We start from the raw sequence: 24,232 nt of genomic DNA, 5'->3' as shown, positions 1-24,232 counted from the left end.
TGCACGATCGCCGTTGGGGGGACGGCGGGCGATGCGAGACGGCAGCGGGATAGGGCGATGTGAGAGGACGGCGCGAGAAGGCGACGCGAGAAGGCAACGCGAGAAAGACGGTGCCCAGGGCACCCCGCGCAGCAAAAGCCGGCCGAGGACGGCCCAGGCGGGTCGTGGCGCGGTCCGCCGTCGGAGGCCTGCCCATCCGGTCAACCCAGCGTGCCGACGCGCTCAGCCCACGATAAAGCCCCCGCGCGGCGGGGTGCCGCGCGGGGGCTCGGGAACCCGGGCCGGCCGGATCAGGCGGCCCGTTCGGGCGCCGGCGCGACGACGCGGGCGGGGCGGGACGGCTTGAAGCTGGCCGACCACGTCATCGCGGGCCGTTCGAACATCCGGTAGAACAGGTACGCGACCGGGATCGCGGCGGCCATGAACGCGAACGACGGCCAGATCGACAACTGCAGTTCGGAATGGAACAGCACCGAGCCGAGGCAGACGAACAGCGGCAGGTGAATCAGGTACAGCGAATAGCTGAAGTCGCCGAACCAGCTCAGCACGCGCAACGGCGGCGTCGTGCGCGGCGGGCGGGCGAGCGCGCGGTACAGGAAGCACGCGAAGCCGGCCGACCAGAGCTGGAACGCGCCGTACTGGCCGAAATGGAACGCGCCGCAGCCGGCGGCCAGCAGCACGGCGGCCGCGCCGTACCACGCGCGCGACGGCACGGCGGCCGCGTCGCGCGGCGACTGTGCGCGCACGTCGGCGATCCACGCGCCGATCGTCCAGGACAGCCAGTACGACGTGAAGAACTGCAGGTCGTGCCGTTCGAGCAGCCACGCCGACGCGACGTTGACGAGCGCGACCGCGGCCACGACCGCCGGCATGCCGATGCGCCGGCGTACCGCGAACAGCAGCGGGTAGATCGCGTAGAACTGCACTTCGAGCGACAGCGTCCACAGCGCGCCGTTCGACCCGTACGTGTAGCCGGCGACGCCCTGCAGCGAGAACAGGTTCACGAGGAACGCGACGAGGCCGACGTCGCGGATCTTGTGGCTGACGGGCTCGATCTGCAGGCTGACCGAGTCGAGCGCGAGCGTGAACAGCAGCGCGGCGAGCAGCACCGGATAGATGCGCGCGAACCGGCGCATCCAGAAGTTCGGCGCATCGAGCCGGTACGCGGGATCGGCCGCGAGCTTGAGCGCCGCGTTGCGGTGGATGCAGTAGCCGCTGATCACGAAGAAGATCGGCACGCCGGCGGAGCCCCACGCGAACGGAAAGGTCAGGTAGCCGGCGATCGCGCCCGGGGTGAGCGCATGGCCGTAAGCGTGATGGAAGCTCTGCATGCCGACCCAGACGACCTGCCGGCAGTGGAAATAGGCGACGAGCAGCGCCGCGAAACCGCGCATCGCGTCGATCACGTGTTCCTTGTGGTCGGCGACGGGCGGCGCGGTCAGAGACGATCCGCTGAAAGCTTGCATGCGATTCGATTCCTTGCGACGGATTGACGGGAAGTTTCATCCAATCGTAATGCGCAAGAATTCGATCAATGAATAAAAAAATCTCACCGGGAAATATCGGTATTCCACATCATGGTTTTATCGCGTTCAGAAAGCGGTTCCGCGAGGTGGGTCAATTATTTACCGATTTTTTTCTGATAGTTTGAAGCTCCAGTTGATTGATGCAAGGAGCGGCAAGATGGACATGCATTGGATCGCGAGCGCTGCAGTACTGCTGGTCATGGCCGTGCTGTCGGCGTACCGCGAGGCGCTGAAGAACGAACCGATTCGCCCGGGGCTCGAACGGGGCGGCGTGCCCTATATCGAGGAATTCGAATCGTAAGAATTTGTATCTGGAAAATCGGTAATTTGTTTCTGCCTCGGCACTCGGTTCGGCAATATCGACCGGGTTGAAAGGATTATATTTTTTCCGGAATCATTGGGCAATCAGTCCATATCGATAATGAGCGGAGTCGAATTGGCAGTACCGTCGATTCTCGATATGCCGTTCGGAACACAATCGCGCCGGGTCGCTGGTCGACGCGGCGCAGTCAACGCAATCAGGATGCGAACATGTTGAAAGTCACCAAGGCCGTGTTCCCCGTTGCCGGTCTCGGCACGCGGTTCCTCCCGGCAACGAAGGCGAGCCCGAAGGAAATGCTGCCCGTCGTCGACAAGCCGCTGATCCAGTACGCGGTCGAGGAAGCGATCAACGCCGGTATCACCGAGATGATCTTCGTCACCGGGCGCAGCAAGCGCGCGATCGAGGATCACTTCGACAAGTCGTACGAGATCGAGGCCGAGCTCGAGGCGCGCGGCAAGGAAAAGCTGCTCGAACTCGTGCGCGGCATCAAGCCGAGCCACGTCAACTGCTTCTACGTGCGCCAGCCGGAAGCGCTCGGCCTCGGCCACGCGGTGCTGTGCGCGGAGAAGCTGGTGCACGGCGAGCCGTTCGCGGTGATTCTCGCCGACGACCTGCTGCACGGCGAACAGCCGGTGCTGAAGCAGCTCGTCGACGTGTTCGACCACTATCACAGCTCGGTGATCGGAGTCGAGACGATCGCGCGCGACGACAGCCGTTCGTACGGCGTCGTCGAAGGCCGCGAATGGGAAGAGGACATCATCAAGCTGTCGGGCATCATCGAGAAGCCCGCGCCCGAGGATGCGCCGTCGAATCTCGGCGTGGTCGGCCGCTACGTGTTCATGCCGACGATTTTCGATCACCTGCGCAAGCTCAAGCCGGGCGCCGGCGGCGAGCTGCAGCTGACCGACGCGGTCCAGTCGCTGCTCGCGAACGAGCAGGTGCTCGCGTATCGCTACTACGGTACGCGCTTCGACTGCGGCAGCAAGATCGGCTATCTCAAGGCCACCGTCGAGCTCGCGCTCCAGCATCCGGAAGTGAGCCGCGAATTCGAGGCCTACCTGCGTACCTGCTTGCCCGCGCTGGCTGCTGTCGCTTAAGCAGCCTCGCGCTCCGTTGTTTCAGGTGGTGGTTGTTCCGTTGGCCCCGGCCGCTCGCGCGCCGGGGCTTTTTTGCGTATACGGGCGAGCGGATGCGTGATTCTGGTGCGCACCGTCGAGGTGAGTGCGGTGGCGGGTTTGCCGTGCGAGCGTTGCCGCGTGCGGAGCCGGGCGCCCCGGCAAGCATGGGCGTCACGCCTGAAACCGGTGCCGCGACGGGTGACCGGGCGGCCTCTGTCGCGATTCGATTGCGCGCTGCACGTCGATGTTCGGTGCCGCAGCGGTGCTGCCGGTGCCGGTCGCTGACGGGGCGCCACGCCACGCTGGCCGGGTGTCAGCTTCCGGGTGTGGCCCGAATCGCGGTTTTCCCGTTCGATCGTATCCGCATCGGTGCGGCGTTCAACGTGCCGACGTGCCCGGCTGTGCGACGAACCGCCGGGCCAGCATCGCGGCGACCGGCTTCTTGAAGTCGAGCAGCCGCTTTTCGAGGTAGCGCCAGGACAGGTGCGCGAGCAGCACGGCGAGCGCGAACTGCAGCATCTCGGGCAGCGTTTCGCGGACGATTTCCGGTATTGCCCCGTGCGCGAAGTGCGCGGGCAGCACGCCGAAGCGCGTCGGAATCAGGTTGTGGAACAGGTAGAAGCCGTAGCTGATCGTGCCGAGATAGACGAGCGGCGCCCAGTCGAGCAGCGCCACGACCGGATGCTCGGGTTCGCTGACGATCCACAGCAGCAGCGCGCCGAGCGACGCGGACAGGCCGAGATCCGCGAGCCCCGCGATCGCGTCGGGGAGTGCCGTGCATGCGGGCAGCACGAGGAAGAACACGACGCCTGCCGCGCCGAGCCAGCCGGGCGGCACGCGGCGCACGGCGGCCGCGCCGCGTCCGGCGAGCGCCATCGCGCCGACGCCGCCGAGTGCGATCAGCGCGAAATTCCACGGGGAAAATGCGTAGATCAGCACCGGCGACGCGTCGCACAGGTAGAGCGCGAGATGCGCGAGCGCGCACAGCGCGACGGCCGCGATGCCGAGCGCGACGTGTCGCGCGGCCGGCACCGCGAGCAGCGCGAGCGGCGCGATCAGATAGAACTGCTGTTCAACCGCGAGGCTCCAGAAGTGCGACGTGGAGCCCGGCCAGCCGTCCTTCACGACGCCGATCCAGTAATTCGACAGGAACACCGCGTGCCACGCGAGCCCGAGATTGACGCCGCGCTGGTAGAACAGCGCGTGCGCGATCGCGAGCGCGGCGAGCAGCAGGTAATAGACGGGAAAGATCCGCAGCGCGCGCTTCGCGAGGAACAGCGCGAGCGCATGGCGGCGCGTCATGGTGCCGCATTCGACCGCCTGGCGATTGCGGTGCAGCTCGCCGACGATCAGGAATCCGCTGATGAGGAAAAACGTCCACACGCCAAGCTTGCCGACGTCGACGGCAAGGACGTGGCCTTTGTGGGACAGGAAAACGAGGATGACGGCGAGGGCTCGCAGGCCGTCGAGTCCTTTGACGTATCGGGCTTCGCGCATGGAGGCATCCGGGCATTGAGCGCGCCCAGTATAGGTGCGCAAATATCGAACGTAATTCGCGTTCGGATGCATACGTGAAGGCGTTTTCTGATGCTGGAGCGTCGACGAAATCGCCCGCATGCAAAAAAACCTGCGGGAAACCCCGCGAAAACGCACAAAAGTACTCCACGAAGCGTCACGGCGCTTGTAGAATCCGGCGTTGAAGCGCGCGCGTTGCACGCTTCGTGTATCCAACGACCACACCTGGTAGGAGAAACATGGCGACTTCCGCAAAAAAGGTGGCCAAGAAGGCTGCCGCACCCGCCACCAAGAAAGTGGCTGCCAAAAAGGCTGCGCCCGCGAAGAAAGTAGTGGCAAAGAAGGTCGTCGCGAAGGCGGCACCGGCCGCTCCGACGCCGCTGAAGGACAAGTTCACGAAGGCATCGCTCGCAACGCACATCGCTGAGCGCGCAGCTGTCGAAGTGAAGGCGGTCAAGGCAGTGCTCGTCGCACTCGAGAACGTCGTGCTCGGCTCGGTCCACAAGAAGGGCGCGGGCGAGTTCACGCTGCCGGGTCTGCTGAAGATCACGGCACAAGTCGTGCCGGCGAAGAAGAAGCGCTTCGGCAAGGATCCGTTCACGGGCGAAGAGCGTTGGTTCCCGGCGAAGCCGGCCAGCGTGCGCGTGAAGGCACGTGCGCTGAAGAAGCTGAAGGACGCGGCAGCGTAATGCCGCGCGGCGGCTGCCGAATGCATTCGGCAGCCGTTGCGAAGTCCGACGATCCCCGTACGCGAAAGCGTGCGGGGATTTTTATTGCGCTGCGCAAAGCGCGCGGCCGCGAAGAAGTGCAGAAGTGCAGAAGCGAAATGGCCGAAAGTCCGGTTCGACGCGTGATGCACGCCGGACGACGTGTCGCGTATGCGCCATGACGAACGGCGATCCACTCACGGGGGCTCGCGCTCGCCGCGCCGGATGCGCCTGTTGCGCACGCATCGCGAGACACGCGCATCGTGACTGAAACCATTCCCGACGAAATCGCGGCGCAGGTCGCCGCCGCATGCGACACGATCGAGCGGCATCTCGGCGCGGCGCTGAACGCGATCCACCTGTTCGGCTCGGCGCTCGACGGCGGACTGAAACCGCGCAGCGACATCGACCTGCTGGCGACGGTGTCGGCCCGGCCCGACGAGCCGACGCGGCGTGCGCTGATGCTCGGCCTGCTCGCCGTGTCGGCGCCGCCCGGCCGCGCAGGCGGCATGCGCGCACTGGAAGTGACCGTCGTCGCGCACGACGAAATCGTGCCGTGGCGTCATCCGGCGCGGCGCGAACTGCAGTTCGGCGAGTGGCTGCGTCACGATCTCGAAGCCGGCATCGTCGAGCCGGCGCTCGTCGATCACGATCTGGCGATCCTGTTGACGAAGGTGCGACAGCACAGTGTCGCGCTGGCCGGCCCGCCGGCTGCTGCGTTGCTCGAGCCGGTGCCTGAGGGGGATTTTGTCGCCGCGCTGCTGGCGACCGTCGCGCAGTGGCATGCCGAACCGAGTTGGCGCGGCGATGAGTGCAACGTGGTGCTCGCGCTCGCGCGCATCTGGTACAGCGCCGCGACCGGCAGGATCGCGCCCAAGGACGTCGCCGCGACATGGGCGCTGGAGCGTCTGCCGGAAACGTACCGTCCGGTTGTAGCGGCGGCGCGCGCCGCCTATCTCGGCGACGAGGAAGCCACGGCGATCCTGTCGGGCGAACCCCTCGCCGCATTCATCGGCTACGCGCGGCGAACGGTCGAATCGATGCTGTCGACGTCGCCGCCGATGCCGCGAACGTAGCCGGCTTGCGGGCGGGACCGACGAGGATCACGGGTGTTTGCGACGCTGTCGCACGCGTTTGCAGTCGAGCCGGACGCCTGCCCGGCGACCCGGCGCATCATTCGCACGCGCTTATGCGATGTGCATCGTCAGCCGGCCGTACCGGCAAAGGCGGCCTTCAGCACGGCGTCGTCGAGCTTGACCATCTGCATCATCGCGGCGGCCACGCGCGTGGCCTTGACGGTGTCGCGGTCGGACATCATCGGGATCAGCGCTTCCGGAACGATTTGCCACGAGACGCCGTAGCGGTCTCGCAGCCAGCCGCAGGCGTCGGCCGTGCCGCCGTTGTCGAGCAGGGCGTTCCAGTAGCGGTCGAGTTCCGCCTGGTCGGCGCAGCTGACCAGCAGCGAGATCGCGTGGTTGAACGTGTCGGTGCGCGGGTGGCTCATCGCGAAGAACGGTTGCCCGAACAGCTCGAACTCGACCATTCGCGTGCCGTCGGTGCCGGGCACCGCCGTGACGCGCACGATGCGCGAATCCGGAAAGATGCCTGCGTAGAAGGCCGCTGCTTCTTCGGCTTCCGTCGAGTACCAGAGGAAAGGCGTGATCTTCTGAATCGTCATGACGAATCTCCTGTCTGTATGGATTGGCCGGGGCGCAAATCGCGTGCCGGCCTCTGTACGACGGATGAAGGCCGTCGAAATCGACACGCCGGGGCGAACGGCCGTCGCTCCGGGGCCGTGGCACCGACAGTGCGGATGGTAGTCGTCCGGCGCACCTGTGGCGAGCGAGCCTGGCATCAGGAAACCGCGTTTCCGACGCATTGCGGCCGTCAGGCGCCGCTGCCGGCCGGGTGACGAATGTCGGGTACCCGGACATCGGCCATCGGCCCGTGCAGGCCGTGCGGGCCAGCCGGCGACGGACGAAAAAAAAGCCAGCCACGGCTGAAACCGGGGCTGGCTTTCCAGTTCGGCGGCAGGGCGTCGGAGACGCCGTGCACGCCGGGTACGTCGTTTTTAGAACTTGTGGCGCAGGCCGAGTGCGACCAGCTCTTGCGAGCTCTTGCCGGCGATACCGTACGAGCCGATCGACGCTTGCGCATCGGTGCCGTCCGCGTTCTTGCCGCTTGCGTGTTGATACGCACCAACCAGGTAGATGTCCGTGCGCTTCGACAGCGAGTAATCGGCGCCCAGCGAAACCTGATGGTACTTGCCGTTGTTGTCGCCGTTGCCCTTCGTGTAGATGTAGCCGAGGCCGAGCAGCAGCGGTGCCGATGCCTGATACGTGACGAACGCGCGACCCGTGTTGTACTTCTGGTTCGTGCCGAACGCCGAGTTGCCGTCCGCCTTGTATTGCGCGTTGCTGTAACCGGCGCCGACCGTCACCGGGCCGAATGCGTACTGGCCGGCCACTTGCGCGATGCCGATCGACGTCGACGACGTGAACGCGTTGTTGATGAAGGTCGTGCCCGAATCGCCGTCGAAGATCGCGTCCGACGAGCCGGCCCAGCCGCTACGCGTGCCGCTGGCGCTGAGTGCCGATGCGTTGTTTGCGTGGAAGTAGCCGGCAGCCAGGCCGAGCGGGCCGTTGTTGTACGCTGCTGCTGCTGCCCACGTCTGGCCCTTGCCGGTCGAACCTGCAACACCGCCGAATGCGTACATCGCTTCGACTTGCAGGCCTGCCCAGACCGGCGACGTGTACTTCACTGCGTTGCTGACGCGCAGGCTGTTGTCGTTGTTGTCGACGTCGCCCGGCGTGGCGAACACGCTGCCGAAGTAGTTGTCTGCCGTGACTGCCTGGACCAGGTCGACGAGCGGGTCATATTGGCGGCCCAGCGTGACCGTACCGTACTGGTCGCTCTGCAGGCCGACGAATGCCTGGCGGCCGAACATGCGGCCACCCTGGCCCAGTGCACCCGATGCCGAGTTGAAGCCGTTTTCCAACTGGAAGATCGCCTTCAGGCCGCCACCGAGGTCTTCGGAACCCTTCAGGCCGAAACGGCTGCCTTGCAGGTTGCCGCTACCCATCGACCACGAATTGTTGCCTTGACCTGCGTTACCGTGAACATAGGTGATCGACGTGTCGATCACGCCGTACAGCGTCACGCTCGACTGTGCCTGAGCAGCGCCGGCGGCGCCCAGCAGCGCGAGCGAGAGGGTCGAGAGAGCAAGTTTCTTCATCGTTGAGTTTCTCCACGCAAGTGATTCATCGTTATTTGTTGCGGATTGGAGAATAGCTCAGTGCCATAGACGCAAGAAAGCCTAAAAAATAAAGTGTCTCGAAAAGGTAACAGCGCGAAAAAGTCCATATATATCAAGCACATCAACGACTGTTCCCATTTTTGAAATAGTTGACATTTGCTGCGGCGCGATTGTTTCAAAAGTCGACGCACATTGCGGTCGGCAGCCTGTTTTGGCCCGTTGGCGGGCAGAAATGGATGCTTGCAAACGTTTGCGGTTGCGGCAACGAAGCCGGGGCATGCAAAGGACTTATCAACGTCGCGCGAATGCGCGGCGGACTGGGGTGGTTGCAGGAAGGCAGACGGGTGTGCTGGGGCGCGCCGCGACGTTGCTAACAGCGTGAATCAGTCGTCGCGCATGCGATCGACGGGCCGGTCGGCTTGAGCGGACGCGGCTGGTGCGGTATCGGCGAGACGATGCGCGTTGCCGCGGGCCGCCGCGAATTCCGCGCCGAGCAGCAGCACGATCGCGGAGAAGTACAGCCACATCAGCAGGACCGCGAACGATCCGGCCGCGCCGAATGCACTGGCGGTGCCCGCGTGTGCGAGGTACAGCGCGAACAGTTTCTTGCCGCCCGAGAACAGGATCGCGGACACGATGCCGCCGATCGCGGCGTCGCGCCACGCGACGCGCGCATCGGGCAGGAACTTCATCAGCGATGCGAACGCGGCCGCGAGCACGGCGATGCCGACGAAGAACTGCACGAGGTTCGTGACGACCACGTACGGCGAATTGCCCAGCAGCCAGGTGCCGACGAACGTGATCGCGGTGTCGAGCACGAGCGACACGATCAGCAGGAACGCGACGCCGAGCACGAGCCCGAACGAGATCAGCCGCACGCGCACGAGCCCGAGCATGCTCGACCAGCGGTTCTCGGTGGCCGGCCAGATCACGCTGAGCGCGGCGCTGAGCGACGCGAAGGTGGCCGACGCGCCGATGGCCAGCGCGGCGAACGAGATCAGGGTCGCGAGGCCGCCGCGCTCGCCCGCGCGGTGCGCGTTCTGCACGATCGTCTGGATGCTGGCCGCCGCGTCGTCGCCGATCAGCTGGTGCGCCTGTTCGAAGACCTGGCCGCGCGCGGCGTCGTCGCCGTAGAACCAGCCGGCCACGGCAATCACCATCACGAGCATCGGCGCGAGCGAGAACGCGGAGAAGAATGCAATGCCCGCGGCCATCGCGGAGCAACGGTCGGCCGAGAAGCGCTTGAACGCCGTGAGGGCCCAGTTGGCCTGTTGTTGCGCGAGACGGGTGGCTTCGGAGGTGATCTGTCGTTTCATGACGGTTCGGTGGCGCGCGGAACGCGGGTCATCGTTGGTAATCAGACAATTCAGTATTGATCCGAAGATTCGAACATAGTTGCGCGAACTGTCTATAATTCCTTTCAGTTTCCTCACCCCCACAATAACGCCGAGACCAGCCATGCTCCAAATGTCCCGGCGCCAGTTCCTGAAGGTGACGGCTACGTCGCTTGCCGGATCGAGTCTAGCCCTGATGGGCTTCTCTCCGTCCGAAGCGCTCGCCGAAGTCCGACAGTACAAGCTGGCGCGCACCGTCGAAACGCGCAACACCTGTCCATACTGTTCAGTGGGTTGCGGCATCCTGATGTACAGCCTCGGAGACGGCGCGAAGAACGCGCAGCCGAGCATCATCCACATCGAAGGCGATCCCGACCATCCCGTCAATCGCGGCACGCTGTGCCCGAAGGGCGCGAGCCTGATCGACTTCATCCACAGCCCGAACCGCCTGACGCACCCCGAGTATCGCGCGCCCGGCTCGGACAAGTGGGAACCGATCTCGTGGAACGACGCGCTCGACCGGATCGCGAAGCTGATGAAGGCCGACCGCGACGCGAACTTCGTCGAGACGACGGAGGACGGTGCGAAGGTCAACCGCTGGCTGACGACCGGCATGCTGGCCGCGTCGGCGGGCAGCAACGAGGTCGGCTACCTGACGCACAAGACGGTCCGCAGTCTCGGGATGCTCGCATTCGACAATCAGGCGCGTGTCTGACATGGCCCGACGGTGGCAGGTCTTGCCCCGACGTTTGGCCGTGGAGCGATGACGAACCATTGGGTCGACATCAAGAACGCGGACGTGATTCTCGTGATGGGCGGCAATGCAGCCGAGGCCCATCCGTGCGGTTTCAAGTGGGTAACGGAGGCGAAGGCGCACCGCAAGGCGCGGCTGATCGTCGTCGACCCGCGCTTTACGCGTACGGCCTCGGTGGCCGACTACTACGCGCCGATCCGCACCGGCACCGACATCGTCTTCCTGGGCGGTGTGATCAACTATCTGCTGACGAACGACAAGATCCAGCATGAGTACGTGAAGAACTACACGGACTTCTCGTTCATCGTGCGCGAGGATTTCGCGTTCAACGACGGCATCTATTCCGGCTACGACGCCGAGAAACACGCATACCCGGACAAATCGAGCTGGGACTACGAGCGCGGCGACGACGGCTTCGTGAAGGTCGACCCGACGCTGCAGCACCCGCGTTGCGTGTACAACCTGCTGAAGCAGCACTACGCGCGCTATACGCAGGACATGGTCCAGCAGGTCTGCGGCACGCCGAAGGAGAAGTTCCTGAAGGTGTGCGAGATGCTCGCGACCACCGCCGTTCCCGGCCGCGCCGGCACGGTGCTGTACGCGCTCGGCTGGACGCACCACTCGATCGGCGCGCAGATCATCCGCACCGGCGCGATGGTGCAGCTGCTGCTCGGCAACATCGGCATCGCCGGCGGCGGGATGAACGCGCTGCGCGGCCACTCGAACATCCAGGGGTTGACCGACCTCGGGCTGATGTCGAACCTGCTGCCGGGCTACATGACGCTGCCGATGCAGGCCGAGCAGGATTTCGACGGCTACATCAAGAAGCGCGTGCAGCAGCCGCTGCGGCCGAACCAGTTGAGCTACTGGAAGAACTACAAGGCCTTCCACGTCAGCTTCATGAAGTCCTGGTGGGGCGACGCGGCGACCGCCGAGAACAACTGGGCTTACGACTACCTGCCGAAGCTGGACAAGCAGTACGACCTGCTGCAGGCGATCGAGCTGATGAATGCCGGCAAGATGAACGGCTACATCTGCCAGGGCTTCAACCCGCTCGCGGCGGCGCCGTCGAAGGTGAAGACGGCGGCAGGGCTCGCGAAGCTGAAGTGGCTCGTGATCATGGATCCGCTCGCGACCGAGACGTCCGAGTTCTGGAAGCATCACGGCGACTACAACGACGTCGACGCGTCGAAGATCCAGACCGAGGTGTTCCGCCTGCCCACCACGTGTTTTGCGGAGGAAAACGGTTCGCTCGTGAGTTCGAGCCGCGTGCTGCAATGGCACTGGAAGGGCGCGGAGCCGCCGGGCGAAGCGCGTAGCGACCTCGAGATCATGTCGGGGCTGTTCCTGCGCATGCGCAAGATGTACCAGACGGACGGCGGCAAGTATCCGGACCCGATCGTCAACCTGACCTGGCCGTACGCGAACCCGGAAAGCCCGACGCCCGAAGAGCTCGCGATGGAGTTCAACGGCCGTGCGCTCGCCGATCTGCCCGATCCGAAGGATCCGGCCAAGACGCTCGTGAAGAAGGGCGAGCAGCTGGCCGCGTTCGCGCAACTGAAGGACGACGGGACGACCGCGAGCGGCTGCTGGATCTTCTGCGGAGCCTGGACGCAGGCCGGCAACCAGATGGGCCGGCGCGACAACTCCGATCCGACCGGCATCGGCCAGACGCTGAACTGGGCGTGGGCCTGGCCGGCGAACCGGCGGATCCTGTACAACCGCGCATCGTGCGACGTGAGCGGCAAGCCGTTCGACCCGACCCGCAAGCTGATCGGCTGGAACGGCAGCGCGTGGAAGGGCGCCGACATCCCCGATTTCAAGGCGGACGAGCCACCCGAAAACGGGATGGGGCCGTTCATCATGAATCCGGAAGGTGTCGCGCGCTTCTTCGCGCGTGCGGGGATGAACGAAGGCCCGTTCCCCGAGCACTACGAGCCGTTCGAAACGCCGATCGGCACGAACCCGCTGCACCCGAACAACCCGCTGGCGCTGAACAACCCGGCCGCCCGCGTGTTCCCGGACGATCGGGCGTCGTTCGGCCAGGCACCGGAGTTCCCGCACGCGGCGACCACGTACCGGCTGACCGAGCATTTCCACTACTGGACCAAGCATGCGCGGCTGAACGCGATCATCCAGCCCGAGCAATTCGTCGAGATCGGCGAAGACCTCGCGAAGGAAGTCGGCGTCGCGCATGGCGAACGCGTGAAGGTGTCGTCCAAGCGCGGCTACATCATCGCGGTCGCCCTCGTCACGAAGCGGATCAAGCCGCTGATGGTCGACGGCAAGAAGGTCCAGACGGTCGGTGTCCCGTTGCACTGGGGCTTCAAGGGTCTGACGAAGCCCGGCTATCTCGCGAATACCCTGACTCCGTCCGTGGGTGACGGCAACTCCTATACACCGGAATTCAAGTCGTTCCTGGTGAAGGTCGAAAAGGCGTAAGGGGAAAGAGATGGCATTGCAATCGCTGGATATCAAGCGCGTCTCGGCCACCACGACGCCACCGCCCACGGTGCGCGAACCGGTGACCGGGAGCGTCGCGAAGCTGATCGACGTATCGAAGTGCATCGGCTGCAAGGCATGCCAGACGGCGTGCATGGAGTGGAACGACCTGCGCGACGAAGTCGGCACCAACGTCGGCGTGTACGACAACCCGGCCGATCTCTCCGAGCACTCGTGGACGGTGATGCGGTTCGCCGAATACGAGAACCCGGCGGGCGACCTCGAGTGGCTGATCCGCAAGGACGGCTGCATGCACTGCGAGGATCCGGGCTGCCTGAAGGCGTGCCCGTCGCCGGGCGCGATCGTGCAGTACAACAACGGGATCGTCGATTTCCACGAGGAGAACTGCATCGGTTGCGGCTATTGCGTGACCGGCTGCCCGTTCAACGTTCCGCGGATCTCGAAGAAGGATCATCGCGCGTACAAGTGCACGCTCTGTTCCGACCGCGTCGCGGTCGGCCAGGAACCGGCCTGCGTGAAGACCTGCCCGACGGGCGCGATCGTGTTCGGCACCAAGGAGGACATGAAGCAGCACGCGGCCGAGCGGATCGAGGACCTGAAGGAGCGCGGCTTCGAGCATGCGGGGCTGTACGACCCGCAGGGCGTGGGCGGCACGCACGTGATGTACGTGCTGCACCATGCCGATAAACCGTCGCTGTACCACGGGCTGCCCGACAACCCGTCGATCAGCCCGATGGTGAAGCTGTGGAAGGGCATTGCGAAACCGCTCGCGGTGGCCGGCATCGCGCTGACCGCGCTCGCCGGGTTCTTCCACTACGTCCGGGTCGGTCCGAACGAGGTGAGCGACGAGGAAGAATCGGCCGCGCGCGACGAGGCGCGACGCATCAAGGAGGACGCGAAATGAACCACGACGACCCCAACCTGATCGTCCGCTACACGCCGAACGAGCGCACGAACCACTGGATCACCGCGATCACGTTCGTGCTGCTCGCGTTGTCCGGGCTCGCGCTGTTTCATCCGTCGATGTTCTGGCTGACCGCGCTGTTCGGCGGCGGCCAGTGGACGCGGATCCTGCACCCGTTCGTCGGCCTCGTGATGTTCGTGTCGTTCGCGATCCTGGTCGTGCGCTTCTGGCACCACAATGCGCTCGATGCGGACGATCGCCAATGGCTGAAGCAAATCGGCGACGTGCTGACCAACCAGGAAGACAAGCTGCCGCCCGTCGGGCGCTATAACGCCGGGCAGAAGCTGCTATTCTTCACGCTGGTGGCGTGCCTGTTGCTGCTCCTGCTGTCGGGAGTCGTGATCTGGCGGCGTTACTTCTCGTTCTACTTCCCGATCGGGGTGATCCGCGCGGCCGCTGTCGTGCATGCCGTGGCGGCCTTCGTGCTGATCGCGAGCATCATCGTGCACATTTACGCGGCGTTGTGGGTGAAGGGCTCGATCGGCGCGATGGTGCGCGGCACCGTCACGCTGGGCTGGGCTCGCAAGCATCACCCGAAGTGGTTCCGTGAAAGCGTGAAATAACGCACCGGAGCGGGGCGGCTCGCCAGTTGCGGCGGGCCGTTCCGCCAACCGCCGGAATCGCCCGAAAGCGCCGATGCGTCGGCGCTTGTTTATTTGGAAGACATTTTTGTGACACAACGCATCCTCGAACCGACCGAGATCTCGACACTCGATCATTCGGCCATCCCGCGCTTTCGCCTGCCGGAGCGCGCCACCGCGTTCTCGGCGCGCGCCGCGCGGCTGCGCAAGCTGGCCGACCTGAACCCGATCAGCGGCTATCTGCGGCTGATGGCCACCGTCGCCGATGCGCAGCACGCGACGCTGCAGACGCTGGAACTGCCGCTGCCGTCGAAGGAAGCGCTCGCGCTCGCGCAGCAGCATTCGATGCCGCTCATACCGGCGCTTGACGGCGAGCGCAACCCGCAATGGCGTGCCGTGCTGTACGAACTGCTCGACCGCGTCGAAGGCGCCGGGCTCGTCAACCCGCAGCTCGCGAAGCTGCTCGACCGGCTGCGCCTGATGGCGCCCGCCGAACTCGACGCGCAGGCCGACGCGATCCTCGCACTGCGCTTCGCCGAAGTCGATCCGGCCACCGCGCCGTTCCTGATGGCCGCGCTGCAGGTCGTCTGGACGGATCTCGCAAGCTGCGTTGCGCCAGCCGACGTCCCGTATCTCGACCAGCCGGGGCTGTGCCCCGTGTGCGGCACGCACCCGGTCGCGAGCGTCGTGCGGGTCGGCGGGCAGTACCAGGGCTACCGTTTCCTGCAGTGCGGGCTGTGCACGACCGAGTGGCACATGGTGCGCACGAAGTGCTCGCACTGCGATTCGACGAAAGGCATCGCGTATCACGGGATCGAGGGCGGCAGCGAAGCCGTCAAGGCCGAATCGTGCGACGAGTGCAAGACCTATCGCAAGATCGGTTATCAGGACAAGGACTATGAGTTCGAGCCGCTGGCGGACGATCTCGCGAGCCTTACGCTCGACCTGCTGATGAACGAGGCCGGTTACCAGCGCAGTTCGCCGAACCCGCTGCTGTGGCCGGACGTCGCGCGGGAAGCGGATTGACGACATCGGCCGGGGCGGCGCGCGAGCGCCGGCGCCGGCCGACTGCGAAGCATGAGACTGGAGCCACCACGACGTGACCGAACCCGGTTTGAATGAACTGAATGCCGTGCTGGCGCGTGTGCCGTCGGTCGAGCGCGTGCTGTCGTCGGCGCCGCTGCAACCGCTGCTCGCCGACTACGGCCGCACGCGCGTGCTGAACGCGGTGCGCGCGGAGCTCGAACGCTGGCGTACCGCCGCGCAGCACGATCCGGCGGGGGCCGAACCGCTCGACGAACCGCGCATCGCCGCGGCCGTCGCGCGCGCGCTGGCCGCGCAGAGCGCGGGCGCGGTGCGCACCGTGTTCAACCTGACCGGCACCGTGCTGCACACGAACCTCGGGCGCGCGCTGTTGCCCGACGACGCGGTGCGCGCGGTGGTCGACGCGCTCACGCGCCCCGTCAACCTCGAATTCGACCTCGCCACGGGCCGCCGCGGCGATCGCGACGACCTGATCGACGATCTGCTGTGCGAACTGACGGGCGCGGAAGCCGCGACCGTCGTCAACAACAACGCGGCGGCCGTGCTGCTGGCGCTGTCGGCGCTGGCGACGAAGCGGGAAGTCGTCGTGTCGCGCGGCGAGCTGGTCGAGATCGGCGGCGCATTCCGCATCCCCGACATCATGAGCCGCGCCGGCGCCAGGCTGCGCGAAGTCGGCACGACCAACCGCACCCATCTGCGCGACTACGCGGAGGCGATCGGCCCGCGCACCGCGCTGCTGATGAAGGTGCATTGCAGCAACTACGCGATCAGCGGCTTCACGAAGGAGACGTCGCTCGCCGAACTCGCGCCGCTCGCGCGCGAGCATGGGCTGCCGGTCGCCGTCGATCTCGGCAGCGGCACGCTCGCCGACCTGACGCAATGGGGCCTGCCGCACGAGACGACCGTGCAGGAAACCGTGGCCGCCGGCGCAAACGTTGTCACGTTCAGCGGCGACAAGCTGCTTGGCGGGCCGCAGGCCGGCCTGATCGTCGGCGATCGCGCGCTGATCGCGAAGATCAAGAAACATCCGCTCAAGCGCGCGCTGCGCGTCGGCAAGCTGACGCTCGCGGCGCTCGAACCCGTGCTGCGCCTCTACCAGTCCCCCGAGTTCCTGCGCGACCGGCTCACGACACTGCGCCTGCTGACGCGCCCGCACGGCGAGATCGCCGAGGCCGCCGAACGCGTGCGTCCGGCGCTGCAGGCCGCGCTCGGCGGCGGTTTCGACGTAGCGGTCGAGCCGATGTTCAGCCAGATCGGCAGCGGTGCGCTGCCGGTCGACCAGCTGCCGAGCGCCGGGCTCGTCGTGCGCACGGCGGACGGCAAGCGCGGCGGCCGCGCGCTCGCGCAGCTCGAGAAGCGGCTGCGCGAATGGCCGCGCCCGGTGATCGGCCGCGTGGCCGACAACGCGCTGCGGCTCGACCTGCGCTGCCTCGAAGCGGCCGACGAGGCGGCGTTCATCGCGCAATGCGTGCCGCTCGCGGGGCCCGCTGCATGATCGTCGGTACCGCCGGACACATCGACCACGGCAAGACGACGCTGGTGCGCGCGCTGACGGGCGTCGATACCGATCGCCTGAAGGAAGAGAAGGCGCGCGGCATCTCGATCGAACTCGGTTATGCGTATACGCCGCTCGACAACGGCGACGTGCTCGGCCTGATCGACGTGCCGGGCCACGAGAAGCTGATTCACACGATGGCGGCCGGCGCGTGCGGGATCGACTTCGCGCTGCTCGTGATTGCCGCCGACGACGGCGTGATGCCGCAGACGCGCGAGCATCTCGCGATCCTGCAACTGCTCGGCGTCACGCATGGCGCCGTCGCGCTGACGAAGTGCGATCGCGTCGACGCCGCGCGCGTGGCCGAGGTGCGCGACGAGATCGCCGCGTGGCTGAACGATTCGACGCTGGCCGGCGTGCCGATCTTCGAAACGCGGGCGACGGCCGTGGACGATCCGGGTGTCGCCGCGTTGAAACGTCACCTGGCCGATGCGGCGATCGCGTGGCGTGCACGCCGCGACGACGGGCTGTTCCGGCTCGCGGTCGATCGTGTGTTTACGCTCACGGGGCAGGGCACCGTCGTGACGGGCACCGCGTTCGCGGGCCGCGTCGCGACCGGCGATACGCTCGCGATCGTGCGCACGGGCGGCGCGGCGCGCGTGCGCAGCATCCATGCGCAGAACCGGCCGGTCGAGGCCGGCCGCGCGGGTGAGCGTTGCGCACTGAATCTGGCCGGGGTCGACAAGGCCGATGTCGAGCGCGGCGATACCGTGGCCGATGCGCGGCTCGTCGCGACGTCGCCGCGTCTCGACGTCGAATTGACGCTGCTCGCAGATGCGGGGCTGACGCTCACGCACTGGGCACCGCTGCACGTGCATCTCGGCACGCTGCATCGCGTCGCGCATGTCGCGTTGCTCGACGGCGATACGCTTGCGGCCGGCCAGCGGATGCGCGTGCAACTGGTATTCGACGAGCCGGTGTTTGCGTTGCCGGGTGACCGGTTCATCGTCCGCAATCCGCAGGCGACGCGCACGGTCGGCGGCGGCCGCGTGCTCGACCCGTTCGGGCCGGCGCGCAAGCGTCGTACGCCCCAGCGCCGCGCGTGGCTCGACGCGCTGGCCGAATGGCTCGACGCAGGACGTCTCGATGCGCTGCTCGCGCAGGCGCCGCTCGGCGTCCCGCGCGCGATGCTCACGCATCTGACGGGTTTTGCGCCGAACGCGCTGGTGTTGCCGGATGACGCGCTGGCGATCGGGCAGCGCGATGCCGCGTCGAATGACGGCGCGGTGATTGCGCATGCGCACTGGCGTGCGCTGCAGACGCGGGCGATCGATACGCTGCGCGCGTATCACGAGCGCATGCCTGACGAGCAGGGGCTCGACGCCGCGCGGCTGCGTCGGATGGCGGCGCCGCTCGCCGGCGATGCGCTGTGGCGCGCGCTCGTCGATGCGCTGGTGACCGGCGGCGAAGTGGCCCGAAGCGGGCCGTGGCTGCACCTGCCGTCGCATTCGGTGAGCCTCGAGCCGCGCGAGGAAGCGCTGGCGCAGCAACTGCTGCCGCTGATTCATGCGGGGCGCTTCGATCCGCCGTGGGTGCGCGACCTGGCCCGCGACACGGGGGCGGCCGAGGACGCGGTGCGCACCTTGCTGCGCAAGCTCGCACGGCGCGGCGACGTGCACCAGGTCGTGCGCGACCTGTTCTATCACGCGGACGTCGTGCGCGAACTCGCGGAACTGGTTGCGCATCTCGCGCCGTCGCGCGACGGCGGGCTCGATGCCGCGACGTTCCGCGACGCGACGGGGCTCGGCCGCAAGCGTGCGATCCAGATTCTCGAGTTCTTCGATCGGGTTGGGTATACTCGCTTCCACCGCGATCTCCACTTCCTGCGGCCTGACAGCGGTTGGGCGGGTATTCAGGCGTAGGCGCTCGTTGTTCTTTGTTTTTTCCCACGACGGAAGGCATTCGTATCCGGTGGTACGGCTGGACTTCAAATCCAGTTGGGGGTGTCAGACACTCCCGGGTAGGTTCGACTCCTGCTGCCTTCCGCCAGTCAAGGCGTCCCGGTCGTTCCGTCGACTTCTTTGGGTGCCCCATAGGCCTCTGATTCCAAAGCGATTTGTGGGTAACAGGATGATTGCCGCTTCCCCCAGGTCCCGCACAATTTCTACACGAAGGATGGGTAGCGACATGGGTTGACCCTGACCCAAGAAATAGTCCGGTGCAAAAGTTGAGAAATTCGGCATGATGTGTCCAAGCGGACACGAAGGCCATGCCATGAAGACGAGCAAGTTTACGGAAGAGCAGATCGCATTCGCCCTGAAGCAAGCCGAGCTGGGTACGAAGGTCGAGGAGATCTGCCGCAAACTCGGAATAAGCGAGGCGACTTTCTACAACTGGAAGAAGAAATTCGGAGGGTTGGGGCCTTCTGAGCTGCGCCGCTTGCGCCAGCTCGAAGAAGAAAACGCGAAGCTGAAGCGGCTTGTGGCGGACCTGAGCCTGGACAAGGCCATGCTGCAGGACGTACTCGCAAAAAAGCTCTGAAGCCTGCCCGTCGGCGCATGTTGATCGATGAATTGCGTGATCGCTATCGAACCAGCCTGACGAAGACTTGCGCGTTGTTTGGCATGTCTCGTTCGCTGTATCGGTATCAGTCGGTTGCGCGTGATTCGTCGGCGCTGCTCATGCGTATCAAGGAAATCACCGCCACGCGCGTGCACTATGGGTATCGGCGCGTTCACGTGGTCCTGCGACGGGAAGGCTGGCGAGATAACTGCAAGCGCGTCTACAGGCTGTATCGGGCGGAGGGCCTTTCACTGCGGCATAAGCGGCCACGACGTAACAAATCGGCTCGGCTGCGACAGCCCAAGCATATCGTGACCGCGATCAACGAAATCTGGAGCATGGATTTCGTTGCAGATGCCCTGTTCGATGGGCGACGCCTTCGGACTCTGACCATCGTCGACAACTACACACGGGAATGCCTGGCCATCGAGGTTGGACAAAGCCTGAAGGGAGAGCATGTGGTTGAAGCGCTGACGCGTATCACCGCCATGCGCGGGCACCCTGCCACGATCAAGGTCGACAACGGCAGCGAGTTCATCTCGAAGGCAATGGATCGCTGGGCGTATGAACATGGCGTTGAACTGGATTTCAGCCGGCCGGGCACGCCTACTGACAACGCCAAGGTCGAAAGCTTCAACGGGCGCTTCCGGCAAGAATGTCTGAACGCGCATTGGTTCTTGTCATTGGCCGACGCGCAGAGCAAAATCGACGACTGGCGCACGTACTATAACGAGGTTCGTCCCCACTCCGCATTGCAGTGGATGACGCCCGCCGAATTCGCCCGTCAGGCAAGGGAATCCGCCTCGCCTGACAACTCAACCAAGCCGGAAATCTCCACTTCCGACCGGGACTAATTCTGGTTCAGGGTCAGGGTAGCTTAAATTCGCCTCTGGAAACACCATCGCGCCAGATGGTCAGGATCCGACGCGCAAAGGGCGTAACAGCTCGGGCGAGCGCCTGCTCAAGCACCGCGACGTCACCGGCGCCCAAGTGGCGGGCTACCATCCGTACAAATGACCAGAACAGATTTGCCGCTGCTTCGGGCCAGTCCTCGATTCGAGCAATGACGTCGGTCACCATGACTAGGATCCCGTCATTCCAACATGCGTCTATTGCTTGCTCGATAAGATGGAGTTTAGCGGGGTGCATGTAGCCCGATTCCAAACAACGCCGCAAGAGATTGATGCGAACAGGGGTTGCCGGGCGGATACTCAATGCGAGCAGGCCCGACAACAATGTCCACTCATCCGTGACCGCTACTAGGATAGTGTCAATTTCTTGGTCATCTAGGTCGGAAAATATCGCCCGGAAATCATCCCGCACGTATGCGATCGAATGCGTGTCGTAGTACAGAAACGAGAGCAGGAGCTCCTTTGGGAGAAGCTTTCGCGCGAGTGCGGCGGCGGGTATGAGCGACGACACAAGATACTCGAAACCATGCCGGGGAGTGCTAGCCGAAATCTTGCTGGCGATATTTTGCTCAACCAAGTCAAGCTCGTGAACGCTCTCACGTTCGACGACTTCTCTCACTCGAGAGAGACGCCTGATTGCGGCAGAAAGCAGCTCGACCACATCTGCGCTGAATCCAAGTTCTGCAACCAACTTAAGTGCCCGTTCTGTTCGCCAGCAATGCCAGTCAAGCTCCGAGCGTAAACCGGTTTCGCACGCGGTCAACAGTTCGTCGGCATACTCATTGCGCAGCTTGTGTTGTTCGAGGAAGAACGCACATGCCGAGCCTGCGTCGTCGCCCCACTGTCTGATACATTCAAGCGAGTATTTCGCGAGCATGAGACTGGGGCATTGCGCAGCTAATTGCCATAAACGTAGTCGGCGCTCGCCGAGGCTCGGGGGGAGTTTTTTCTCCACCTGTTCGACGAGCTCCGGTGGGAGCATCTTTTTTCGAAGTACGTCGTCGATCAACTGGCTGAGATGAAAATTGGACTCCGTGGAAGCTTCCACATCGGAAAGGTCTGCGGTCGCACACGCAAATGCCAGAGATACGTCGATCTCAATTCCAGCCGATGTCGCCGACCGGATCAGGTTGGCTTTTCCGGTGATCGATAATTCGGCTGATATTGCCGCGTTGGCCTTCTCGGTTGCGCGCTGTGGGGCGATTTGCTGGAGCGCGAACAGGGCAACCTGCCACGTCCCCAGATCGGATGCCGCATCGAGATGGCGTACCACGATTTCTTCGTCATCGGCATCGCGTTCGTAGGCGACGTGGAACAGGGATTCCGCCACCAGGTCACCGGGTGACGATTCGATCAGCCGTTGTCTTGCCAGGTCCAGGCGGACCGGAAGCGGGGCGCATTCCCATACTGCTACGTTACCTCCGGTCATTGTGATCGGCGTTGACTTGATACGGTCCATTTCAACCAGCAAGGCGCGAAGGAAAGCAACATCGCCACTCGCTGAAAGTGCCCTGCGCGCAGCATAGTGGACGGGATCGCGTTTATCGATGGCAAGCTGGCGAAGCTTTCCGATCGCATTCTCTGATTTGAGATTCGCGAGCCCATGCAGCGCACGGGCTCGCGCGACCTCAGGATGTTGCGGAGCAACGGAGTAGAGGAGCCATTGTTCTGCGCTGGCCTGAATTTCCCGCGGCATTTCTAGGGCAGCTTGTGATCCGAGTACTACGTCAGCCTCGAAAATGGCTTTCAGAAAATCAATCCGTTCTCCATCCGGGACCAGCTGTGCTGCGAAAACCCACGCATCATCGGCAACTGATTCTCCGAGAGTTTGCCCATGTTGTCTCCAGTTACGAGCGAGGAACCGGGCTGAGAGTGCACCAGCGATCAACTGATGTCCGAAATGGAGGTGGCCATTCTCTGTTTTGCGGAGAAGTTCGTGCTGGATGAGCAGATTAACGACCTCGGTATCCTTCATGTCCGAAACGCCGAGTGCGTCAGAGCACAACTGTCTCGCTTGCCCGATCCATTTGCCGGCCTGAGTCGCCGGGCACTCCAGTCGTCCGTCGTGAAAGATCCCGTGAAAAGCTAACGCGCCGGCTAGTTGCAGGATAACGTCGGGGGCCAGTTCGTCCCCTAGCTCGTTGTTTCGCCTGCAGCGGCCCAGGAGCAGTGCCTGCAAAATCTCGCCCAGAGTTGCAGGCAGTTCTGCCGCCTCGCGCCATAGTCCGATCGCAGCTAGGACGGCAAACGGCGTCCAGAAATGTGGGGATCCAGACCGGTCCGACAAAGCTCTGTATGCGCGAACAAATTCGCTGGCTTCATCATTGGGGAGCTCCGCCTGGGCGAGGCGACGAACTCCCATCGGGGTGAGGTCCTCAAGCTGTACGCAGGCAGACGGCGTCTTCGGCAACACCAGCCGGCTGCGCCGGCTGGAATCGCGGGTTGCGATGACGCAGACGACGCGATTGCGATCGAGCAGGGGCTTCAGCTCATTCAGGAAGGCCTGCATGTGTGGGGCGGGGCATTCATTCAATCCGTCACAAAGCAGCAATATCCTGTCCGGAAGCGTTTGCCAGTTTCCATGAACTACGCCGAGTTCCTGATGAATGGTGGCGTTGATACTTCCCGGCAGATAGTTCGCCAAGCTGATCACCACGGCAAGCATCGAGTCGGATGACTCTCGTGCCGTATTGGCGCGGAGAAGGGAGAGTGCAGCAGTTTTTCCGATGCCGCCGTCGCCGAGAATGATGGCCAACTCGCCGTCGTCCATCTGGCGTATGTCGTCCAGTGACTTCAGCGTGTGCGTTGACATGGTGCCGTATGGCCGGGGATCGGCTGCAGAGGACGTGGCGAGGCCTTCCGGCAAGGCCGTATTGCGAATCCGGGGCTCTACAACCACCGCGAAATTGCGATGAGTCGCAAGATACCGTGACCGGTTGAAGGTCGCCCTTGGATGCTCTCGAACGACGGTCGCCACTTTAAAATGTTGCTCGACGACATCTTGCAGCTCGATCCAGTTTGACGAAAGCGCAGCATCGAATTCGTCTGCGCCCCATACGACAAGTTGGTCGAGTTGTCGCACGTACTGTTCGACTACCTCTCGGGGATCTCGACCTACCGCTTCAAGACGCCCGCGCAAGCGCGCCAGCTGCTTGAGTCCGTCGTCCATCAGCTTTGCCGAAGCCGCGTCGATGAGCTGCTGGCGGGAATGTTCGCGAATTTGCCTACGCAGGGTCTGGCTTATGCTGGACGAGCAGAGGAATTGGTGAACCCCGATGTTGGAACCATCGAGCGTCGACGTTGCGGCAACCTTGGCCAGTTCTTCAGCGACCTGGGCAGTACCCAGTGGACTTTGCAGTCGTTTGCACTGAAGGCAAACGGTCCGTTGGGTTGCTACGGATTCTCCCTCGACGTCGAATCCGGCATCGCCGGAACCGGATGGTTTGCCCGTGATCTTTATGCCTGTCTCACGCTGAATTTTTAGAAAACAGGCGAAGACAAAACTCTCGAATTGCGGAGGGCTGAGCGAGCTGAGTGGAAGTCGTTGCCCATCGTAGTATGGCGACGGCGGGAGGGAATCTTCGGATCCGGTTGTCGGGTGCATGCGGTTGCTTTGTCTACCCGGCGATCTCAGCCAGGAATCTGGTTCTTTGAAAACGCCGAGAAGTCGGGCGATCTAT

17 protein-coding genes and 1 tRNA gene are annotated in these 24,232 nt (G+C 64.4%); 12 read left to right on the top strand and 6 right to left on the bottom strand.

Going from position 1 to position 24,232, the window contains the following annotated elements:
- Positions 1 to 290: 290 nt before the first annotated feature.
- Positions 291 to 1,466 (bottom strand): acyltransferase family protein, encoded by a 1,176-nt coding sequence (locus ACTJLD_RS06245; protein ID WP_059694032.1) that lies wholly within the window; start codon positions 1,464 to 1,466, stop codon positions 291 to 293.
- Positions 1,467 to 1,683: 217 nt separating this feature from the next.
- Here ACTJLD_RS06245 and ACTJLD_RS06240 point away from each other — a divergent pair, with 217 nt between their 5' ends.
- Positions 1,684 to 1,827: a hypothetical protein gene (locus ACTJLD_RS06240; protein WP_006479318.1), complete on the top strand. Its 144-nt coding sequence runs from the start codon at positions 1,684 to 1,686 to the stop codon at positions 1,825 to 1,827.
- Between the two features lie 230 nt (positions 1,828 to 2,057).
- Entirely contained in the window at positions 2,058 to 2,945 is an 888-nt protein-coding gene (galU, locus tag ACTJLD_RS06235) for a UTP--glucose-1-phosphate uridylyltransferase GalU (RefSeq protein WP_021162860.1), read from the top strand.
- Between the two features lie 399 nt (positions 2,946 to 3,344).
- Here the strand turns inward: galU and ACTJLD_RS06230 are convergent, their stop codons facing one another.
- Positions 3,345 to 4,463 carry an acyltransferase family protein gene (locus ACTJLD_RS06230; protein WP_060373012.1) on the bottom strand — a complete coding sequence of 373 codons (1,119 nt, stop codon included), beginning with the start codon at positions 4,461 to 4,463 and terminating at the stop codon, positions 3,345 to 3,347.
- 257 nt (positions 4,464 to 4,720) lie between these two features.
- On the opposite strand from ACTJLD_RS06230, the gene ACTJLD_RS06225 reads away from it, so the two are divergent.
- Both ACTJLD_RS06225 and ACTJLD_RS06220 read left to right on the top strand, forming a co-directional pair.
- A complete protein-coding gene (locus ACTJLD_RS06225) occupies positions 4,721 to 5,170 on the top strand; it encodes an HU family DNA-binding protein (RefSeq protein WP_011355701.1) in 450 nt (149 codons plus the stop codon).
- Between the two features lie 281 nt (positions 5,171 to 5,451).
- On the top strand, positions 5,452 to 6,264 hold the full coding sequence (locus ACTJLD_RS06220; protein WP_440658330.1) for an AadA family aminoglycoside 3''-O-nucleotidyltransferase: 813 nt from the start codon (positions 5,452 to 5,454) through the stop codon (positions 6,262 to 6,264).
- Between the two features lie 128 nt (positions 6,265 to 6,392).
- On the opposite strand, the gene ACTJLD_RS06215 is transcribed toward ACTJLD_RS06220, so the two are convergent.
- From ACTJLD_RS06215 to ACTJLD_RS06205, 3 genes are all read right to left on the bottom strand, one after another.
- Positions 6,393 to 6,866, bottom strand: a complete 474-nt coding sequence (locus ACTJLD_RS06215) for a VOC family protein (protein WP_027791161.1) — start codon at positions 6,864 to 6,866, stop codon at positions 6,393 to 6,395.
- A gap of 393 nt (positions 6,867 to 7,259) precedes the next feature.
- Entirely contained in the window at positions 7,260 to 8,423 is a 1,164-nt protein-coding gene (locus ACTJLD_RS06210; RefSeq protein WP_027791162.1) for a porin, read from the bottom strand.
- 404 nt (positions 8,424 to 8,827) lie between these two features.
- Positions 8,828 to 9,760 carry a YihY/virulence factor BrkB family protein gene (locus ACTJLD_RS06205; protein ID WP_060208051.1) on the bottom strand — a complete coding sequence of 311 codons (933 nt, stop codon included), beginning with the start codon at positions 9,758 to 9,760 and terminating at the stop codon, positions 8,828 to 8,830.
- Positions 9,761 to 9,902: 142 nt separating this feature from the next.
- On the opposite strand from ACTJLD_RS06205, the gene fdnG reads away from it, so the two are divergent.
- The 8 genes from fdnG (at position 9,903) to ACTJLD_RS06165 (ending at position 20,495) form a co-directional block, all read left to right on the top strand.
- Positions 9,903 to 12,974, top strand: coding sequence for a formate dehydrogenase-N subunit alpha (gene fdnG / locus ACTJLD_RS06200; RefSeq protein WP_146252636.1), 3,072 nt, complete (start codon positions 9,903 to 9,905; stop codon positions 12,972 to 12,974).
- Between the two features lie 10 nt (positions 12,975 to 12,984).
- Positions 12,985 to 13,899 carry a formate dehydrogenase subunit beta gene (fdxH, locus tag ACTJLD_RS06195; protein ID WP_060286045.1) on the top strand — a complete coding sequence of 305 codons (915 nt, stop codon included), beginning with the start codon at positions 12,985 to 12,987 and terminating at the stop codon, positions 13,897 to 13,899.
- On the top strand, positions 13,896 to 14,522 hold the full coding sequence (locus ACTJLD_RS06190) for a formate dehydrogenase subunit gamma (protein ID WP_021162866.1): 627 nt from the start codon (positions 13,896 to 13,898) through the stop codon (positions 14,520 to 14,522). The genes fdxH and ACTJLD_RS06190 overlap by 4 nt, the downstream gene beginning before the upstream one ends.
- A gap of 108 nt (positions 14,523 to 14,630) precedes the next feature.
- Entirely contained in the window at positions 14,631 to 15,566 is a 936-nt protein-coding gene (gene fdhE, locus ACTJLD_RS06185) for a formate dehydrogenase accessory protein FdhE (RefSeq protein ID WP_440658327.1), read from the top strand.
- Between the two features lie 73 nt (positions 15,567 to 15,639).
- The gene (selA, locus tag ACTJLD_RS06180) at positions 15,640 to 17,079 is read left to right on the top strand and encodes an L-seryl-tRNA(Sec) selenium transferase (protein WP_027791168.1); all 1,440 of its coding nucleotides are present in this window, start codon (positions 15,640 to 15,642) and stop codon (positions 17,077 to 17,079) included.
- Positions 17,076 to 19,001, top strand: a complete 1,926-nt coding sequence (gene selB / locus ACTJLD_RS06175; RefSeq protein WP_060083454.1) for a selenocysteine-specific translation elongation factor — start codon at positions 17,076 to 17,078, stop codon at positions 18,999 to 19,001. The genes selA and selB overlap by 4 nt, the downstream gene beginning before the upstream one ends.
- Positions 19,002 to 19,032: 31 nt before the next feature.
- Positions 19,033 to 19,128, top strand: a tRNA-Sec gene (locus tag ACTJLD_RS06170).
- A 225-nt stretch (positions 19,129 to 19,353) separates the two neighbouring features.
- A protein-coding gene (locus ACTJLD_RS06165) for an IS3 family transposase (RefSeq protein ID WP_126365725.1) occupies positions 19,354 to 20,495 on the top strand; the annotation gives its coding sequence in 2 pieces (ribosomal slippage) (positions 19,354 to 19,606 and positions 19,606 to 20,495; 1,143 coding nt in all).
- 13 nt (positions 20,496 to 20,508) lie between these two features.
- Here the strand turns inward: ACTJLD_RS06165 and ACTJLD_RS06160 are convergent.
- Positions 20,509 to 24,156, bottom strand: a complete 3,648-nt coding sequence (locus ACTJLD_RS06160; RefSeq protein WP_440658324.1) for a hypothetical protein — start codon at positions 24,154 to 24,156, stop codon at positions 20,509 to 20,511.
- Positions 24,157 to 24,232: the final 76 nt, after the last annotated feature.

Origin of the sequence: Burkholderia sp. 22088 (assembly GCF_052045915.1) — a bacterium.
Lineage (GTDB): Bacteria > Pseudomonadota > Gammaproteobacteria > Burkholderiales > Burkholderiaceae > Burkholderia > Burkholderia cepacia.
Note: the sequence above shows the minus strand (reverse complement) of the source record. Positions and strands in the feature narration are given on the sequence as shown.

Coding starts and splice junctions, on each gene's coding strand:
- ACTJLD_RS06245 (WP_059694032.1), bottom strand. CDS start 1,466: ATGCAAGCTTTCAGCGGATCGTCTCTGACCGCGCCGCCCGTCGCCGAC.
- ACTJLD_RS06240 (WP_006479318.1), top strand. CDS start 1,684: ATGGACATGCATTGGATCGCGAGCGCTGCAGTACTGCTGGTCATGGCC.
- galU (WP_021162860.1), top strand. CDS start 2,058: ATGTTGAAAGTCACCAAGGCCGTGTTCCCCGTTGCCGGTCTCGGCACG.
- ACTJLD_RS06230 (WP_060373012.1), bottom strand. CDS start 4,463: ATGCGCGAAGCCCGATACGTCAAAGGACTCGACGGCCTGCGAGCCCTC.
- ACTJLD_RS06225 (WP_011355701.1), top strand. CDS start 4,721: ATGGCGACTTCCGCAAAAAAGGTGGCCAAGAAGGCTGCCGCACCCGCC.
- ACTJLD_RS06215 (WP_027791161.1), bottom strand. CDS start 6,866: ATGACGATTCAGAAGATCACGCCTTTCCTCTGGTACTCGACGGAAGCC.
- ACTJLD_RS06210 (WP_027791162.1), bottom strand. CDS start 8,423: ATGAAGAAACTTGCTCTCTCGACCCTCTCGCTCGCGCTGCTGGGCGCC.
- ACTJLD_RS06205 (WP_060208051.1), bottom strand. CDS start 9,760: ATGAAACGACAGATCACCTCCGAAGCCACCCGTCTCGCGCAACAACAG.
- fdxH (WP_060286045.1), top strand. CDS start 12,985: ATGGCATTGCAATCGCTGGATATCAAGCGCGTCTCGGCCACCACGACG.
- ACTJLD_RS06190 (WP_021162866.1), top strand. CDS start 13,896: ATGAACCACGACGACCCCAACCTGATCGTCCGCTACACGCCGAACGAG.
- selB (WP_060083454.1), top strand. CDS start 17,076: ATGATCGTCGGTACCGCCGGACACATCGACCACGGCAAGACGACGCTG.
- ACTJLD_RS06160 (WP_440658324.1), bottom strand. CDS start 24,156: ATGCACCCGACAACCGGATCCGAAGATTCCCTCCCGCCGTCGCCATAC.